Origin of the sequence: Pseudolysobacter antarcticus (assembly GCF_004168365.1) — a bacterium.
In the GTDB taxonomy this organism is placed as follows: Bacteria; Pseudomonadota; Gammaproteobacteria; order Xanthomonadales; family Rhodanobacteraceae; genus Pseudolysobacter; species Pseudolysobacter antarcticus.
In genome coordinates this window covers 509,716-526,957 of the sequence record NZ_CP035704.1, presented here as the reverse complement: position 1 = coordinate 526,957, position 17,242 = coordinate 509,716, and the positions used below count along the sequence as shown (strand labels likewise).

General features: G+C 59.2%; 18 protein-coding genes. 5 read left to right on the top strand and 13 right to left on the bottom strand.

The genetic code is table 11. The features are described 5' to 3' along the window. Window positions 1–11: 11 nt before the first annotated feature. The 7 genes from ELE36_RS02300 to ELE36_RS02270 all read right to left on the bottom strand — a co-directional run bounded on the left by ELE36_RS02300 (window position 12) and on the right by ELE36_RS02270 (window position 7,549). Window positions 12–959 (bottom strand): response regulator, encoded by a 948-nt coding sequence (locus ELE36_RS02300; RefSeq protein ID WP_129831554.1) that lies wholly within the window; start codon window positions 957–959, stop codon window positions 12–14. Further along, window positions 956–2,338, bottom strand: a complete 1,383-nt coding sequence (locus tag ELE36_RS02295) for a sensor histidine kinase (protein ID WP_207215843.1) — start codon at window positions 2,336–2,338, stop codon at window positions 956–958. The genes ELE36_RS02300 and ELE36_RS02295 overlap by 4 nt, the downstream gene beginning before the upstream one ends. A gap of 177 nt (window positions 2,339–2,515) precedes the next feature. Continuing rightward, window positions 2,516–3,874, bottom strand: coding sequence for an endonuclease (locus ELE36_RS02290; RefSeq protein ID WP_165371435.1), 1,359 nt, complete (start codon window positions 3,872–3,874; stop codon window positions 2,516–2,518). Between the two features lie 111 nt (window positions 3,875–3,985). Then, the gene (locus tag ELE36_RS02285) at window positions 3,986–5,560 is read right to left on the bottom strand and encodes an alkaline phosphatase D family protein (RefSeq protein ID WP_129831552.1); all 1,575 of its coding nucleotides are present in this window, start codon (window positions 5,558–5,560) and stop codon (window positions 3,986–3,988) included. Window positions 5,561–5,777: 217 nt separating this feature from the next. Further along, window positions 5,778–6,230 carry a hypothetical protein gene (locus tag ELE36_RS02280; RefSeq protein ID WP_129831551.1) on the bottom strand — a complete coding sequence of 151 codons (453 nt, stop codon included), beginning with the start codon at window positions 6,228–6,230 and terminating at the stop codon, window positions 5,778–5,780. A 97-nt stretch (window positions 6,231–6,327) separates the two neighbouring features. After that, window positions 6,328–7,095 (bottom strand): class II aldolase/adducin family protein, encoded by a 768-nt coding sequence (locus tag ELE36_RS02275; RefSeq protein WP_129831550.1) that lies wholly within the window; start codon window positions 7,093–7,095, stop codon window positions 6,328–6,330. Between the two features lie 79 nt (window positions 7,096–7,174). After that, a complete protein-coding gene (locus tag ELE36_RS02270) occupies window positions 7,175–7,549 on the bottom strand; it encodes a hypothetical protein (RefSeq protein WP_129831549.1) in 375 nt (124 codons plus the stop codon). Between the two features lie 211 nt (window positions 7,550–7,760). Here ELE36_RS02270 and ELE36_RS02265 point away from each other — a divergent pair, with 211 nt between their 5' ends. The 5 genes from ELE36_RS02265 (at window position 7,761) to ELE36_RS02245 (ending at window position 12,044) form a co-directional block, all read left to right on the top strand. Further along, complete coding sequence (locus tag ELE36_RS02265; RefSeq protein ID WP_129831548.1) at window positions 7,761–8,456, top strand: queuosine precursor transporter; 696 nt, start codon at window positions 7,761–7,763, stop codon at window positions 8,454–8,456. A 75-nt stretch (window positions 8,457–8,531) separates the two neighbouring features. Continuing rightward, complete coding sequence (gene msrA, locus ELE36_RS02260) at window positions 8,532–9,173, top strand: peptide-methionine (S)-S-oxide reductase MsrA (RefSeq protein WP_129831547.1); 642 nt, start codon at window positions 8,532–8,534, stop codon at window positions 9,171–9,173. A 95-nt stretch (window positions 9,174–9,268) separates the two neighbouring features. Continuing rightward, window positions 9,269–10,216: a glutathione S-transferase family protein gene (locus ELE36_RS02255; protein ID WP_129831546.1), complete on the top strand. Its 948-nt coding sequence runs from the start codon at window positions 9,269–9,271 to the stop codon at window positions 10,214–10,216. Continuing rightward, window positions 10,213–11,124 (top strand): SDR family oxidoreductase, encoded by a 912-nt coding sequence (locus tag ELE36_RS02250; protein ID WP_129831545.1) that lies wholly within the window; start codon window positions 10,213–10,215, stop codon window positions 11,122–11,124. The genes ELE36_RS02255 and ELE36_RS02250 overlap by 4 nt, the downstream gene beginning before the upstream one ends. A 56-nt stretch (window positions 11,125–11,180) precedes the next feature. Continuing rightward, window positions 11,181–12,044, top strand: coding sequence for an alpha/beta hydrolase (locus ELE36_RS02245; RefSeq protein WP_129831544.1), 864 nt, complete (start codon window positions 11,181–11,183; stop codon window positions 12,042–12,044). Here the strand turns inward: ELE36_RS02245 and ELE36_RS02240 are convergent. From ELE36_RS02240 to ELE36_RS02215, 6 genes are all read right to left on the bottom strand, one after another. Beyond that, a complete protein-coding gene (locus ELE36_RS02240; protein ID WP_129831543.1) occupies window positions 12,041–12,574 on the bottom strand; it encodes a CcdC protein domain-containing protein in 534 nt (177 codons plus the stop codon). The two genes, ELE36_RS02245 and ELE36_RS02240, sit on opposite strands and share 4 nt — an antisense overlap. 23 nt (window positions 12,575–12,597) lie before the next feature. Then, entirely contained in the window at window positions 12,598–13,530 is a 933-nt protein-coding gene (locus tag ELE36_RS02235; RefSeq protein ID WP_129831542.1) for a carbohydrate kinase family protein, read from the bottom strand. Window positions 13,531–13,633: 103 nt separating this feature from the next. Continuing rightward, window positions 13,634–15,109, bottom strand: a complete 1,476-nt coding sequence (gatB, locus tag ELE36_RS02230; RefSeq protein WP_129831541.1) for an Asp-tRNA(Asn)/Glu-tRNA(Gln) amidotransferase subunit GatB — start codon at window positions 15,107–15,109, stop codon at window positions 13,634–13,636. After that, entirely contained in the window at window positions 15,102–16,556 is a 1,455-nt protein-coding gene (gatA, locus tag ELE36_RS02225; RefSeq protein ID WP_129831540.1) for an Asp-tRNA(Asn)/Glu-tRNA(Gln) amidotransferase subunit GatA, read from the bottom strand. Before gatA ends, gatB begins: the two co-directional genes overlap by 8 nt. 8 nt (window positions 16,557–16,564) lie before the next feature. After that, window positions 16,565–16,852 (bottom strand): Asp-tRNA(Asn)/Glu-tRNA(Gln) amidotransferase subunit GatC, encoded by a 288-nt coding sequence (gatC, locus tag ELE36_RS02220; protein ID WP_129831539.1) that lies wholly within the window; start codon window positions 16,850–16,852, stop codon window positions 16,565–16,567. Between the two features lie 39 nt (window positions 16,853–16,891). Next, entirely contained in the window at window positions 16,892–17,107 is a 216-nt protein-coding gene (locus ELE36_RS02215; RefSeq protein ID WP_129831538.1) for a hypothetical protein, read from the bottom strand. Window positions 17,108–17,242: the final 135 nt, after the last annotated feature.

Sequence of the window (17,242 nt, the reverse complement as noted above, 5' to 3'; positions counted from 1 at the left end):
ACAACGGATTCTCAAGCGCGCGTGCGTGCGTTGTCGCGCACGCGACGCCAGTAATCCAGCAGGCGTGAGGACAACGAACCGGTATCAGTTTTGCTCGCCTCGACGACATGACGCTTGAGCAGGATCGGCGTACTGCGTAGCTGCAAATAATGTTCGAGCGCCGCAGCGATGCTCCGGCGCAACAGCTCACGACTGATCGGCTTGGGCAGGAAACGGTAGATCTGGCCCTGATTGATCAGCTCGATCAAGCTGCGGCTGTCGCGCAACTGCGTGACCACGATCGTGAGCACGTGCGGATTGAAACTTTTAAGTATCTTCAGCGTGCCGGGTATGTCGTCCTTTTGATGGCGCAGCTCGGCGATGACGAGGGTGATCTCGTGTTCACCGAGAATCTGCAGCGCCTGCTCGACGTTGCCCGCGTGCAGCACTTCGAGCGTTTCCGGCACGAGCTCGCGCACCAGACGCCAGGTAGCGGGATCTTCATCGAGCACCAGCAGTTTCGCGCCGGCGTGCGGCAACGGCTGAACTGCGCTGGACGCGATCACCGCTGGCGACGGCAACTGCGGCAACGCGAATTCCTGCAGCGCGATCTGCGCCGCCTGCTCGACTACATCGTGCAGATAACCGGGATCCCACGGCTTTTCGATGAAGCGAAAAATCTCGCCTTCATTGACCGATGCGACGATCGCCTGCAGATCGGAATAACCGGTCAGCAACAAACGCATCGTCTGCGGCGAGGCCTCGCGCACGTGGCGCAGCACCTCCACGCCGAGCATCTCGGGCATGCGCTGATCGCTGACGATCACATGCACGGGCTGGCGTTTGGCGATCGCCACGGCCTCGCTGCCTGAGCTTGTCGTCAGCACATTGTAGCGGCCGCGAAACAGCATCTTGAGCGAGCGCAGGATGCGTTCTTCGTCGTCGACAAATAACACCGTGGCGAGCGGATTGGCGCTCATGATTCGCTGGCCTGTGCTTGCTCCGCGAGCGCGCGTTGCGGCAACGCGACGAGGAAACGCGTGCCCTGCCCCGGCACCGATGTGGCGCGGATATGGCCACGATGATCCTGCATGATCTGGTAGCAGATCGACAGGCCCAGACCCGTGCCCTGGCCGATGGGTTTGGTGGTGAAAAACGGATCGAAGATGCACGGCAAAACATCGGTCGGAATGCCGCGGCCGTTGTCTTCGACCAGCAGGAATACATGCTTGCCGACCTGCTGCGTGCGTAACACGATCTTGCCGTGCTCGTGCTCGATCGCCTGCGCGGCGTTGGTGATGAGATTCAGCAGCACCTGGTTGATCTGCGCGGGCGAACATTCGACCTCGGGAATCTCGCCGAAACGGCGCTCGATGACGACGTTTTTCTTGCGTAGCAGATTACCGCCAATCTTCAACGCGCTCTCGATGAGCTTGTGCAAATCGACCTGCTCGATACGCGCCTTGTCAAGCCGGCTGAAGTCCTTGAGGTTGCCGACCAGATCGCCGATCTGGGCGACGCCGAATACGGTGTCGTCAAGCAGCGAACGTAGATCCTGCAAGGTCTCGGCATCACATATCGCGCGCTGTTCTTCGAGCTGCTGCACGAGCGCCTCGAAGATCGGTGCGGGCGGCGGCTCCGGCGCGAGCAGCGCATCTACCACCTGTTGATACGAACCCAGCAATGTTTGTGCATCGGCGACGATGCCGCGTGTCATTTCGACGTTGTTCTTGACGTAACCGAGCGGCGTGTTGATTTCGTGCGCGAGGCCCGCGACCATCTGTCCGAGTGACGCCATTTTCTCCGATTGAATGAGCTGACTTTGCGACGAACGCAGGTTGCGATTGGCGAGTTCGAGATCGGTGGCCTGCTGCGTCAGGCGGCCCGCCATCGCGCCGAGCACATCCAGCACCACGCCCATGCCGAGATATTTTCCGTGCTCATCGACCACGATAAAATCGTCGCTGATCGGTTGACGAATATTTTCGGCGATGAAGCGGCTGGCCGCATCGACCGTTGTATCGGCGGCGATGATTAGCGGCTGGGTATTCATCAGCGTGGCGATCGGGCGCCGACCGTGCAGCTCACGGCCGTACGGACGCATGAATACGCGCACCATGAGCTCGAATCGACTGATGCTGCCGACGGGCATGCCGCCCGCATCGACGATCGGAAGTGACATCAATCCGCTGTATTCGGGACGCGACAGCGCCTCGCCGACCGCGTTCACCGACAGCTCCGGCGGCAGTGCCGCGGTCGGCTTGATCAGGTGGCGGATGTCATCCGTCGCGGACGTTGGCGCGGTGACGACAACCGCCATCGCCGGCGGGATGGGAAACAGGGAAACGACGCTGCTCATGCGGCGGGATACGACTCTGCGACGACGAAATTTTCCGCTTCACATCAACGCCGTTTCGGCTTTGATGCGTTGGAAAGATCGGCAGTATCGCTGCGCAATATTCCGCGCGTGTTACAGATCGCTTGCTAAGTGAAACGCGGCGCTGTATCACAACAGCGCCGTGGCTTGCATCGAAGCTTATTGATCGAAATTATCGGCGAAAATCCTATCTAGAGGACAGTTCAGATTCTGGAATACGCAACGCGCCCATTCCGGGTGATCGACGAACGGATTGCGATTGTGTTGATACGAATACACCACTTCGTCGCGCATCTGTTCGCGTGCGTCGGGCAAGTCCAGATCATTCCAAGCCAGCAGATCACTCTGCAAACCCATGTACGCGGTCTGGCCGGTGGTGCGCGAATTGATGATGATGATTTGGCTGGAATCGTCGGTGAGTTCGAGATTCGGTTCGGTGATACCTTCGGCATCGATACCGCCTTTGTAGCGCACCGCCATGTACATCACCGCGCGTGCAATATCGCCCTTGCGATGATCCCAGATTTCGAAACGGCCGGTGTTGCCGTCGGCGCCAGTGCGGATGTCGAAATCACCACGCCCGCTGCCGCCGCCGAAACCCGCGCCCGCAAGCGTCGCATATCCGGTGCAGCCCGCGGTCGCGGTGGTCGGACACGCACTGCTCAGCGCGCCCAGCGGACGATTGCCGCGATTCGCGTTGTAGGTGGTATCCGACAGATACAGCATGTGTGTATCGGTGTACGGCGGGTTCGGTTTGTCGACCCCGGCTACAGTGATATTGCTTTCGGCAAAACCCAGCGAGTTCGGCCATGTGTGTTCGCGGTTATAGGCACCAGTGCCACCGGGAATCTTGGTGTACGACGCGTTCTTGTAGATATCCAGAATGTTGGCGGTGTTGTTCGGATCCTGATCGGCCTGATTCAGTACCACCCAGGTATTCGCGCTACCGCTGCACGGATTGTAGGTCGCGCTGGTATACGGACACGAGGTGTGATCCTTGATGCGATTGTGCAGCCACGCCTTGAGCGCCGGGCCGCTGCTGGTATCGGCACCGGCGTAATAATCAACCAGGTCGGCCGAGGCCATGAAATGCACGATCACATCGCTCGGCAAGGTCGTCGTATTGTCGGCCTGACTCTGCACCTGGCTGGCGACGATGGTGAACACGCAGGCTTCCAACGCCAGCGGCGCCTGATCCAGAGTCAGCGTAAACCCAACCGGCCCGCCGCCGACTTGCGCGGTATGCGTACCGCTAGTACCGCAGCTGAGCGTGAACCATTGACCGACCACATTCACCGGCGCACTGAACTTGACCGTGAGCGGATTCGCACGCGGCACGTTGCGCGCCTGATCAGCCGGCTGCGTTGCCAGCACACTGAAACTTGTACCGACCGGCACCGGCAAAACACGTGTATCGAGATAACGCGAAATATCGCCATCGGCAAACGCATGCAACGGCGAAAATACAAAAACCGAACCTAGCACTACGCGCAGTGCGCGCGAGAAATTCTTGATCATGATGTTCCCTCGAACCACGGACCGACGATCCGCAAGACCCGCGAGCATACCCGGACTTTGTGACGTCGCGAAATGCGGTCGCAGCATTTCCCCTAATGACTGCGACGTTTTTTAAGCCGGCTTTGCACCCGGCCGACCGTCTTCGACCACAAGCGAGACCAGCGTTCGCCCACGCGAATTCACGTCGCTTACGTCATCGACAATCTGCAGATCGCTGCGCCAGAGTTCCGGCGTGACTTCGCAACGCAGATAACCGCGCCAGCGGCTGTCGAAAAACCGGATGTGCGGATTGTGCGGCAGGTCGCGCATGATGCTGGCGTAATCGACATCGTGTGAGGTGATCGAAGTGCCAACAAATTCGGTGGCGATGGTCGGCGCGAGTTGATCGTAGAAATCGGTTTTAAGATCGGCGACGTAAAACGCGTGCACGTCGCCGCCGAGCACGATCGCATTACGCACTTCGTGATCGGCAATATGATTGAGCAGGCGCGAACGCGCGCTGGCGTAACCGTCCCAACCCTCGGTCCACACTGCGTATTCGCCGCTGTCCTGGCGCGACTCGAACGGCGCCATGAGGGTCTGCTGACCGATCACGTTCCAGCGCGCCCGACTGTTCGATAAATTGTCGAACAGCCAGCGCTCTTGCGTCGTGCCGAGCATGGTCTGGCTGGCGGCGTAACGTTGCGCGCAATCGCTGACCATGAGGCCTTCGTTATGCCCGGGCGTGGCGCACGCATGCGCGGCGCGATACTGGCGATCGTCGATCATCTGGAAGTTCGCGAGATCGCCGAAACCCACCTGCGAATACATCAGCATCTGCCGGCCTTGTGGACGACTGCGTGCGCGCAGCGGCATGTGTTCGTAATACGCGCGATAGGCGGCGACACGACGCTGCACAAAATCCTCGGTGGATTCGCCGAAGCTCGATACATCGGCAGCGTAATCGTTCTCGACTTCGTGATCGTCCCACGTCAGCAACCACGGATAGGCCTGATGCGCACGCTGCAAATCCATATCGGTTTTGTAGCACGCGTGGCGATTGCGATATTGGTCGAGCGTGACCGCGCCCGCGCCTTCGTGGCGGCGGATCTGCTCACCCCACGACCCTTCGTAAATATAGTCGCCGACATGCATGATGAAATCGAGATCGTCATCGAGCATGTGCCGATACGCGCTGAAATATCCCTGCTCGAAATGCTGGCACGAAGCGACCGCAAACCGCAGCCGCTGCATCGCTGCGCCCGGCAGCGGCGCGGTGCGCGTGCGGCCGATCATGCTGAGTTCGCCGCCGACGCGAAACTGATACCAGTACCAGCGATCCGGCAACAAACCTTCCACTTCCACATGCACCGAATGCGCCCATTCGGGTTCGGCATCGATGCTGCCACGCTGCACCACGCGCGTCATTTTTTCATCGAGCGCGACGATCCAGTCGACCGCAATCGCCAGCGCCGGCATGCCGCCGCCGGTAAGCGGCTCGGGCGCGAGGCGTGTCCACAAAACAAAACCATCCGGCGTCGGATCGCCGCTGGCAACACCAAGCGTAAACGGATAACTGCTAAAGCGCGGCTGCGCCAGAATGCGCTGGGCCGAGCCGGTAAACGCAAGGCCCGCAAGCGCGCTCGCGCCGAGCAGCAGACGTCGACGCTGGGTATCGATGGAAGTGGGAGAATTGGCAAAGCGCATGGACAAGGCCGTGCCCGAAGCAGCTCGAGCTTCGGTGCGCAGTTTGACGCGGCGAGGTTGCGTCATCTTTACCGCGCGGTTGCGTCACGATGACGTTGAGACGGCGATGCGATGACAGCGAAGTTGCAGATTTCTTACGTCGGCGGCCCAATGAAATTGTGCTGGCGAACACAACACCGGCGCCGTTGCGGCGCCGGTGAGTAAAAATTATTGCTGCTCAGCGCATTGGGCTGATCGTGAACTTGCCGAACGCCACACCGAGATCCCAGCCACGGCCTGTACCGGAGATGGCGAGCGAAATTTCGCCCTTGGTCATCGCCTGCGCTTCGCTCGATTTCACTGCGCCGGCCGACGCTCCAGCCGTGGCGTAGTCGCCGATCAGTTCGTTGATCGAATGCGCGTTGGAGAATTTGCCGCGGCCATCGTCGATCGACGATTTGCCGACGGTCAAACCGCCGCCGACGGTCTTGATGTTGACCTTCATTCGCGAGCCATCGTTGCAAACAATCGTGCCGGTGCCCGAGGCTGTTTTGTAGATTACCGACCAGCCCGATGTGGCGAATTTCATGTCGCATTCAAGCTTGGCATCGGCCGCCAGCGCGACTTTCGGAACGATAAAACTCGCGGACAACAAAACGGCCGCGAACGTCAAAGCGATGCGGTTCGACATACGATTTCTCCTTGGGAAATATGGTGGGTACAACGGCGCGGATTGTGCTGCAAAAAACGTTAAGCGCATGGTAAAAATTTTGTGCTGCCCACCATCATCAATCGCGGAACGACGAATCGCGACGATCGAGCCGCCGCAACAATCCCGGCCACGCCAGCGCGCCGCCGAGGCCGCGCGTCACCGCCTTGGCTTGCGCCAGAATGCCGGCGAGGATCGCATCGGGAATCGCAACCAGTTCGCCACCGCCGGCCTGCGCGCGCAATTGGATCATGCACGCCGATTCGAGGATGTACATCGCGAGAAAGGCATCGGCAATACTCGGCGCGCAGGTCAGCAAACCATGATTACGCAGAATCAGCGCCGTCTTCTCGCCAAGATCGGCAACGAGGCGCGGTTTCTCGGCCTCGTTCAACGCGACGCCTTCGTAATCGTGATAACCGAGACTGGCCAGCGCGAACAAGGACTGTTGCGACAACGGCAGCAAGCCGTTTTTCTGCGCCGACACAGCGACGCCGTTGATCGAGTGAACATGCAGCACGCATTGCGCATCCTCGCGCGCGGCGTGGATCGCGCTGTGAATCATGAAACCCGCCGGGTTGATCATGTGCGGGCTTTCCATCACGCGATTGCCGCGCAGATCGACCTTGACCAGACTCGACGCGGTGATTTCCTCGAACAGAAATCCATACGGATTGATCAGGAAATGATGATCGCCGCCCGGTACGCGCGCCGAGATGTGGGTGAATACAAGATCGTCCCAGCCATACAACGCGACCAGGCGATAACACGCAGCGAGATCGACACGCGTCTGCCACTCTTGCGGCGATACCTGATCACGGATCGAGTTTTTTGCGCTATCGGTCATCGCGATTCCCTGAGTGTCTTGCCAAGCAAGAGCATAACAAGACGCGGATGTGTGGCAACAGCGCGATCAATAGCCGCGGTCAGATCGACGCCGCAGGTGGCAGCGCACGCGGTTCGTTCGGGCGTGCGGCACGACTGATCAGCCAGACGATACCGGCCAGCAACAGCACCGGCAGCAGCACATGCAGCAAACCGATGGCGAGGCCGAACAGCACCGCGCCGACCGCCAGCATCAGCGTAAAACCGAGCAGCGAAAAAATCAGCGTAAACGCACCGGCCAACACCACACCGGCTAATCGCAAGATGCCGACCAGCAACGCCACACCAAGCAACAGGCCAAGCAGCGGCAACAATGCAACCGAAGCCAGCAGCAACGGCACCATCAGCAAGCCGCCGATTGGCAACAACACAATCAGCAGCAAAATCACGACTACGGCAGTAAACGGCTTGAACATGATGACGTCTCCCGATCCGAACGGTGGATGGATGATTGCAGCCTACTCCGCACCGAGACCGCGCGAAATAGGCGGGACGTCACCCTTGCAATCGCGTATTTGCGCCGCAGCAGCATCCACATCAACCGGGATTTACGCTACGCTGAACCGATGTTTGAAACCGGCTTGAATCCGCCGCCCGCCGCACTTTTACCTCGCCCGAGACTTGTTTATGCCGACCCGTGAATTCCGTTATTACGACCTGATCCTCGGCGCATTCGTCGCGGTATTGTTGTGCGCCAACCTGATCGGCCCGGCCAAGATCGCCGAGGTGCATTTGCCGCTGCTCGGCGATTTCAAATTCGGCGCGGGCGTACTGTTTTTTCCGATCTCGTATTTCTTCGGCGACGTGCTCACCGAAGTCTACGGTTACGCACGCGCGCGGCGTGTGATCTGGTCCGGGCTGGCCGCACTCGCATTCGCTTCGATCATGAGCGCAGTCGTGGTCGCACTGCCGCCGGCCGCCGGCTGGAAAGATCAGGCAGCGTATTCGACCATCTTCGGTCAGACGCCACGCATCGTGCTCGCATCGATCATGGCATTTTTCGCCGGTGAATTCGTCAACTCGTTTGTCATGGCGAAACTCAAGGTCGCCACTAGCGGGCGGTTTTTGTGGATGCGCGCGATCGGCTCGACGATGTGTGGCGAGGGTGTCGATTCGCTGGTGTTTTATCCCGCCGCGTTCCTCGGTGTGTGGAGCACCGATCTCGTAATCACAGTGATGCTGACCAACTACGTGGCCAAGGTATTGTGGGAAGTGCTCGCGACGCCGCTGACCTATCGTCTGGTCAAGGCTTTGAAGCGCGCCGAAAACGTGGACCACTACGATCGCGATACGCGCTTTACGCCGTTCACCTTACGTACCTGAACACGATGATTTTTGTTGCAAGCATTTAGCCCGATGCAGGGTCTATGACAGCAACCCCCACTATCGAGTATTGCCATGAGCTTGCGTTTGCCCCATCTGTTTTTATTCGCCGTACTCGCTATTTGCGGCAGCGGTTTGCGTCCAGCCGCGGCGGCCGCCGAAGTTGCCGCGCCAGCAGCGCATAACGAAGTCATCACCCTCGGCGGCGGTTGTTTCTGGTGTCTCGAAGCGGTTTATACCGAACTGAAAGGCGTGACCAAGGTGGAATCCGGTTACGCTGGCGGCACGGTTGCCAATCCCGATTATCGCCAGGTTTCCAGCGGCAGCACCGGCCATGCCGAAGTCGTGCAGATCACGTTCGATCCGGCGCAACTCTCGCTGGAAAATCTGCTGCGCGTGTACTTCACGATCCACGATCCGACCACGCTGAACCGCCAGGGCAACGATGCCGGCACGCAATATCGTTCGATCGCGTTTTATCGCGATGACAAACAAAAAGCCGCGATCGATAACGCCATCGCCGAAACCGCCGCAAGCAACGAATGGACAGGCAAGATCGTCACCCAAGTCGTGCCGTTCAAGGTTTTCTACAAGGCCGAAAACTACCACCAGCAGTATTTCGAGCTGCATGGTGAAGAACCGTATTGCCAGCTCGTAATCTCACCGAAGATCGCGAAATTCCGCAAACATTTCCACGACCTTTTGAAAACTTCCTGAGTCCGTATCGCGCGGGGCTTTTGCGGCACGATCTGCTAACGTACGCAACCGGATGGCGCTGACCGCAGCGCCATCAATGCTGTACCGAGGATTTCATGGCGCAACTGATCCTGCATCATTACCCGCGTTCGCCGTTTGCCGAAAAAGCGCGTTGCCTGCTCGGTTTCAAACAGCTCGCATGGTCATCGGTCATTACTCCACCGATCATGCCGAAGCCGGATGTGGTTGCGCTCACCGGCGGTTATCGGCGCACGCCGATTCTGCAGATCGGCGCGGATATTTACTGCGATACCGCACTGATTGCCGAGGTGCTGGAAAACCTCGCGCCGACGCCAACTTTGTATCCGCCAGCGATTGCGAGCAGCGCGCGTATCCACGCGTTATGGGCGGACAGCGCGCTGTTCTGGTGCGCCGTGCCGTACACGCTGCAACCGGCCGGACTGCAGCACATGTTCGCCGGTGCGCCGCCGGAAATGATCCAAGCATTCGGCAACGATCGCGCTGCGTTGCGCGCCAACGCGCCGCGCATCGGGCTGGCAGAAGCCACCAGCACCTTGCACGCTTATATCCATCTGATCGAACAGCAACTGGCCGATGGTCGACCGTGGCTGCTCGGTACGCAAATCAGCATTGCCGATTTTTCAACGTACCACCCGCTCTGGTTCGTGCGTCAGGCCGGCGCTATCGGCAGCATCGTCGATGCACATGGACATGTCGTGGCGTGGATGCAGCGGCTGCACGCCATCGGCCACGGCAGTTTCGAGAAAATGGATAGTAGCGCCGCGATCGCGATTGCGGCTGCAACCACGCCACAAACCATTACCAACCCCGAACTGTTCGAGTTGCAGGGGTTTCAAGTTGGCGATGCCGTCACGATCGCTGCGAGCGACTACGGCACCGATCCGGTCGATGGCGAACTCGTCGCGGCATACCACAACGAATTTCTGCTGCGCCGGTTTGATCCGCGCGCTGGCGAAGTGACGGTGCATTTTCCGCGCCTCGGTTATCAGATCAAACACAAAAAGCAGGAAGCCAGTACATGAAAGATTTTTTCGGAAAAGTCGCCGTGATCACCGGCGCCGGCAGCGGCTTCGGTCGCGAATTCGCCCGCATCGGCGCCGCGCTCGGCATGCATCTGGTATTGGCCGATGTGCAGCAAGACGCACTTGATGCGATCCGTGCCGAATTCGAGGCGCAGGACATCAACGTACTCGCGCTCAAGGTCGACGTATCCAAGGCCGAGGAAGTGCAAGCACTGGCCGATGCGACGATGCAGCGCTTCGGCGCGGTGCATCTGGTGTTCAACAACGCCGGCGTCGGCAGCGGCGGCTTGATCTGGGAAAACTCACTGGCCGACTGGCAATGGGTGCTCGGCGTGAACTTGTGGGGTGTGATCCACGGCATGCGCATATTCATGCCGCTCATGCTCGCCTGCGCCAAGGCCGATCCGGAATATCGCGGGCATATGGTTAACACCGCCTCGATGGCGGGTTTGCTGAATCCGCCGAACATGGGCGTTTATAACGTGTCGAAACACGCGGTGGTGTCGCTCAGCGAAACGCTCTATCAGGATCTGCAACTGATCGATGCGCCGATCGGCGCGTCGGTATTGTGTCCGTATTTCGTGCCGACCGGCATCAGTCAATCGCAACGCAATCGACCAGCGGACATGCCCGGCAATGCGCCAACCGCATCGCAAAAAGCCGCGCAGATCGGTGTCGCCAAGGCGGTATCTAGCGGCAAACTCACCGCGACGCAGATCGCCGAAACCACGTTCAACGCGATCCGCAACCAGCAGTTCTACATCCTCTCGCATCCGCACATGATGGACGATGTCGAACGCCGTTATCGCGATATCTCGACGCAGCGCAACCCGAGTGATCCGTTCGCCGGGCAGCCCGAACTCAAGGGGATGCTGCGCGCCGCGCTGCCGAAATTCGATAAGCAATAATCGTCGCGCGACAACATCCGCTCAATTCGATACAAGCCATCGCGAAATAAAAATCAATGAAACTGCGTGCTGTTGTGCTGCCGTTATTTCTACTGTATCCGCTGTATGCCGGCGTGATGTATGCCAAGCAATTGGCGATACTTTTCCCGGCGGCCAGCGACCACCATCACGCCTTTGCCGGGCCGCTGCCGGCCAACGCCGAACTCGTGGAAATTCCGGCATCGTTCGGCAAGGTGCGGGCGATTTTTCTGGTGCCGCCAGTGGGTACGGCGGCGGCACCGGCGATTGTTTTTGCCCACGGCAATTTCGAGCGCGTGCAGGATTCGTATCCGATCTTCAAGAATCTGGTTGATAGCGGCATTGCCGTGCTGCAGCTAGAATTTCCGGGCTACGACGGCGCCGACGGCAAACCGGGTTACGCCAGCATCAACGAGGCGGAAAATCTCGCCTACGACTGGCTGGCGAAACAAGCGCAGGTCGATCCGCAACGCATCATTTCGATGGGGTATTCGATCGGCGGTGGTCCGGCCTGCGAACTCGCGCGCAACCGCCATACGCGCGGGCTGATTTTGCTATCGACGTATTCCTCGATCGTCGATATCGCGCATCATTATCTGCTGCCAGCTTTCGTTGTGCGTGTGCCATGGGACAACACCACGTGCGAGCGTGACTACGCCGGCCCGGTGTTGATCGAGCATGGTCGGCACGACGAAGTGATTCCGTATGAGTTAGGTATGCGCAATGTCGCCGCGGCTGGCGATCGCGGCGAGTTTGTGCCGCTGGATTGTGGTCACGCCGATTGTCATTTCGACCGGACCATTTTCGCCGAGCGCTTGCCGGCGTGGATGCGAAAGCACGGTTTGCTCGACGCTAAAAATCCGAATTCCGACGACAGCGGACCAACAAATTCAGGTTTTTAAACCAAGGCCGAATTCGCTACCGCATGGCGTCGGCTGAGCACCAGCAACGCAATGTTGTAGACCACGTAATAACCGATGATCAGCGCGAAAATGCCGAACGTCAGTGGGCTTTTGTGGATCGCCGAAAACGCGTCGGCATCGTTCGCCTGCGCGGCGGCTTGCATGCCTGGAAAAAGCACGACAAAACGATACAGCAGCCGACCGAGCAACAATACCGTGATGCCGAGGCCGATGTAGACATTCGGTGTGTAAAAAATGCCGTCGGCCGTGCTTTCGAATTGCGTCAGGCGGATGCCGGCGATCGCAAGCGCGATGCCAAACGCCAATCCTGCCGCACCACTTTCCAGCACATCGAAATGCGGCCACGCCGAAATGCTCAACGCGATACCGAGCACCAGCATGAGCGACGCACGCAAACCCAGCCGCACCGGCTGCATTGGCTGGCGTCCGACATGGCGTTTGTAGCGGCGATAAACCGCGAACAGCGCCAGTGGAATGAAGGCCAGCGGCAGCAGGGCTTGTGGTGTCATGGGCGTGGTTTCAGCGATTTTTTTCAGAACGCGTAACCGAATTGCTGTTCGAATTCGGCGGCAAATTCGGCGTGGGTGAAACGCTGGTTCTGCGTGCCCGGATGTTCGATCTTCAGCGCGCCCATCAGCGATGCGATACGACCAACGGTTTTCCAGTCGAGCTTGCGCATGATGCCAAAGATCAGGCCGGCGCGATACGCGTCGCCGCAGCCGGTCGGATCGACGATCTGACGTTCGCGTGCGGGCGGAATCTCGATGGTTTCGCCACCGGTATGGATGAACGATCCGCGCGGGCCTTGGGTAACGATATAAGCCTGCACTTTTGCGGCAATTTCTGCGGCGCTCCAGCCGGTGCGTTGTTGCAGCAATTCGGATTCGTAATCGTTGACGATGACGTAGGTCGCCTTGCTGATCATGCTGCGAAATTCGTCGCCATTGAACAGCGGCATGGCCTGGCCCGGATCGAAAATAAACGGCACGCCTCGCGCTGCGAATTCCTCGACATGCTGCAACATCGCCTCGCGGCCATCGGGTGCGACGATACCGAAAGTCACGTCGGCTACATCACGCACGTGGTTCTCGTGCGAGCTCGACATCGCACCGGGATGAAACGCGGTGATCTGGTTGTTGTCCAGATCGGTGGTGATGAAACACTGTGGCGTGAACTGGTCGTCGAAGGCACGCACCTGATCGAGGCGGATACCACACTTTTCCATGTGTGCACGGTACGGCGCAAAATCCTGACCGACCGTCGCCATCGGAATCGAATCTTCGCCGAGCAACTTGAGGTTGTAAGCGATATTGCCGGCGCAGCCACCGAACTCGCGGCGCATGCGCGGCACGAGAAACGACACATTCAGGATGTGCACCTTGTCCGGCAGGATGTGATTCTTGAATTGATCCGGAAACACCATGATGGTGTCGTAGGCAAGCGAACCGCAAATCAGTGCTGACATGGAATCGGGCATCTCGGGCAAGTAAGGGTGGATGCGGCGCTTGGCCGCACACGAATTCGTATTGTCGCAAATTCCGCGCTGGCCGACACGTTTGTAATCGCGGTCACGCTTTCAGGCGTTCGTGCAACAAGGTTGTCAGCTGTTGCGGATTGGCTTGGCCACGCGTGCGTTTCATCACCTGCCCGACAAAAAACTGCAGCAACTTGTCGTTGCCGCCGCGCAGGTCGGCGAGCTGGGTCGGGAATTCCGCGAACACCGCATCAATCACGGCGATGAGCGCACTGCTGTCGGAAATCTGCCGCAGTCCGCGTTTTTCGATGACCGCATCGGCGTCGCCTTCACCATTCCATATGGCCGTAAAGACGTCCTTCGCAATCTTGCCCGAGATGCTGCCGTCGAGTACGCGCATGAGCAACTGCGCGAGTACGGCGGGATCGACCGGCGATTGCTCAATGCTCAAGTTTGCATCGTTCAATGCCGCCGCGACTTCGCCGATCACCCAGTTCGCCGCGAGCTTGGCGTGATGATGCGCAGCATCAACATCGGTTTTTCCGTGCGACGAAATTGCCGCGCGTACCGCATCGAAATAGTCGGCAGTGGCTTTGTCTGCGCTCAACGTGCTCGCGTCGTAATCGCTCAAGCCGAGCGCGGTGATGTAACGGCTGCGACGCGCTTCGGGCAATTCCGGCAGCAGCGCACGCGCCTCATCCAGATCGTGCGCGCTGATCAACAGCGGCGGCAGATCTGGATCGGGAAAATAACGATAATCGTTGGCCGCTTCCTTCGATCGCATCGGCCGGGTCTGATTGCGCGCGGCATCGTACAGACGCGTTTCCTGCACGATCGGCTCGCCGTTTTCCAATGCGCGAATCTGTCGTTCGATTTCGTAGTCGATGGCTTTCTCGACGAATCGAAACGAGTTGACGTTCTTGATTTCGGTGCGTGTGCCAAGCGTGGTTTGACCGAGCGGACGCACCGACACATTCGCATCGCAACGGAACGAACCTTCCTGCATGTTGCCGTCGCAAATGCCGAGGTAACGCACCAGCGTGTGCACCGTGCGCATGTACGCCACCGCTTCTTGCGCGGTGTGCATGACCGGCGCCGAGACGATTTCGAGCAGCGGCGTGCCGGCACGATTCAAGTCGATGCCGGTCGCCGCGTGGAATTCTTCGTGCAGCGATTTGCCGGCGTCTTCTTCGAGATGCGCGCGTGTGATTTCGACATCGATCACACGACCGTCATCCAGCCGCACCGCCAGAAAACCCAGCCCGACCACCGGCAATTCGTACTGGCTGATCTGGTAGCCCTTGGGCAAATCCGGATAAAAATAATTCTTGCGCGCGAACACCGAGCGCGGCGCGATCTCGGCATTTACGGCGAGGCCGAACTGCAACGCCATGCGCACCGCGGTGCGATTCAACACCGGCAACATGCCGGGCATCGCCAGATCGAGTGCGCTCGCCTGCGTGTTCGGCTCGGCGCCGTAAGCGGTGCTCGCGCCCGAAAAAATCTTGCTGCGCGTCGCCAGCTGGGTATGAATTTCGAGACCGATCACGGCCTGCCATTGCTTATCCATGCGCGATCTCCGGCGTGCGCGTATGCCAGTCGGTGGCCTGCTGCAAACGGTGCGCGATATTCAGCAACCGCGCCTCGGCAAACGCCGGGGCGATGAGCTGCAACCCCACCGGTAAACCATCACTGAAACCGGCCGGCACCGAGATTGCCGGCAGGCCGGCGAGATTCATCGCCACAGTGTTGACATCGGCGGCATACATCGCGAGCGGATCGCTGCTTTTTTCGCCGAGCTTGAACGCCACCGTCGGTGTGGTCGGCCCAGCCAGCACATCGACCTGAGCAAACGCTGTATTGAAATCGTTCGCGATCAAGCGCCGTACGCGCTGTGCACGCAGATAATACGCATCGTAATATCCGGCGGATAAAACATAAGTGCCAACCAGAATACGACGCTTCACTTCGGCACCAAAACCTTCAGCACGAGTGCGCATGTACAGGTCTTCAAGACTGCTCGGATTGGTACAACGATAGCCATAACGCACACCGTCATACCGCGCGAGATTGCTCGATGCTTCGGCCGGCGCAATCACGTAATACGCCGGAATCGCAAGATCGGCATGCACCAGGTCGACCTCGACCAGAACCGCGCCGAGTTTCTCCAGTTCGGCCAGCGCGGCGTGCACGACACGGCCGACATCGGCCGCGATACCGGCGCCGAAATAGGCGCGCGGCAGACCGATGCGCAAGCCGGCGAGTGGTCGATTCAATGCGCCCGGATAATCATCGACAGCGTGTCTTGCGCTGGTCGGATCGCCCGCATCGTGACCGGCGATCGCGCTGAGGACATGGGCGCAATCCTCCGCACTGCGCGCGAGCACGCCGCCGCAATCCAGGCTCGACGCAAACGCGATCATACCGAGGCGCGAAACGCGGCCATAGGTCGGTTTCAGTCCGGTGATGCCGCAGAATGCTGCGGGCTGGCGAATCGATCCACCGGTGTCCGTGCCGGTCGCGAACGGCACAATACCGGCCGCAACCGCCGCGGCCGAACCGCCCGACGAACCACCTGGCACGCGCGTGGTATCCCACGGGTTTTGCACCGGGCCGTAAAAGCTCGATTCATTCGACGAGCCCATCGCGAACTCGTCCATATTGGTCTTGCCGATCAGCACCGCGCCGGCATCATTGAGCTGACGCGAGACGGTCGCATCGTACGGCGGCACAAAATTGTCGAGCATGCGCGAGCCGCAACTGGTACGGATGCCGTTGGTGCAAAAAATATCCTTGTGCGCAAACGGGATGCCGGTCAACACGCCAGCATTGCCGGCGGCGAGTCGCACATCGGCAGCCGACGCTGCGGCCATCGCCACGTTTTCGCAACGCGTGACAAACGCATTCAACGCCTGATTTTTTTCGGCGCGTGCCAGACTTTCCTCGGCAAGTTCACGCGCCGAAATGCGGCGTGCGCTCAAATCCTGCGCAAGTTGCGCAACACTGGGCAAACTCATGCCTTTCCTTATTCGATGACTTTGGGGACGAGATACAGGCCGGATTGCGCGTCGGGCGCGAGACGCATGAAGGCGTCGCGCTGATCGACGGCAGTGACTACGTCATCGCGCAAGCTCAGCGTTTCATCGAGCGGATGCGCGAGCGGTTCGATAGCGCCAATATCCGCGGCGGCGAGCTGGCCGACAAAATCCAGCGCGCCGTTAAGCTCGGCGGCGAGCCCTGGCAATTGTTGCTCGGCCACGCTGATGCGCGCGAGATGGGCGATTTGTCGAACGGTAGCGCTGTCTATGCTCACACGGATGCCTGAAATATTTTTTGCCGAATTATTGTTTGCTCAAAGCGTAAGCCAACTTGTTGCGGCGCCGATGAAACACAGCATCGCGGCGCCGTAACGAAATGCTCGAAACCGGTACAGAGCCAAACCCGGGTTCGAATGGATCGAACGGCGCAGCTGTTCCACATCAAACGTCACAAAAACCAAAGCCAAGCCGATCAGCAGCGGTACTACGATGAAAATCGAATGGATCAGTATTTCCGGATCGACCAACAAGCGATCAGCTCCTCCCTACGTGACGCCGCAGACTAGCATAATGACGCAGCGCCACAATCCACGACGAAACCTATTATTAACACAGGTTTAGCTTGCTTCAAACCGGCTTGATTACTAGACTAGCGGGCTTTTCTG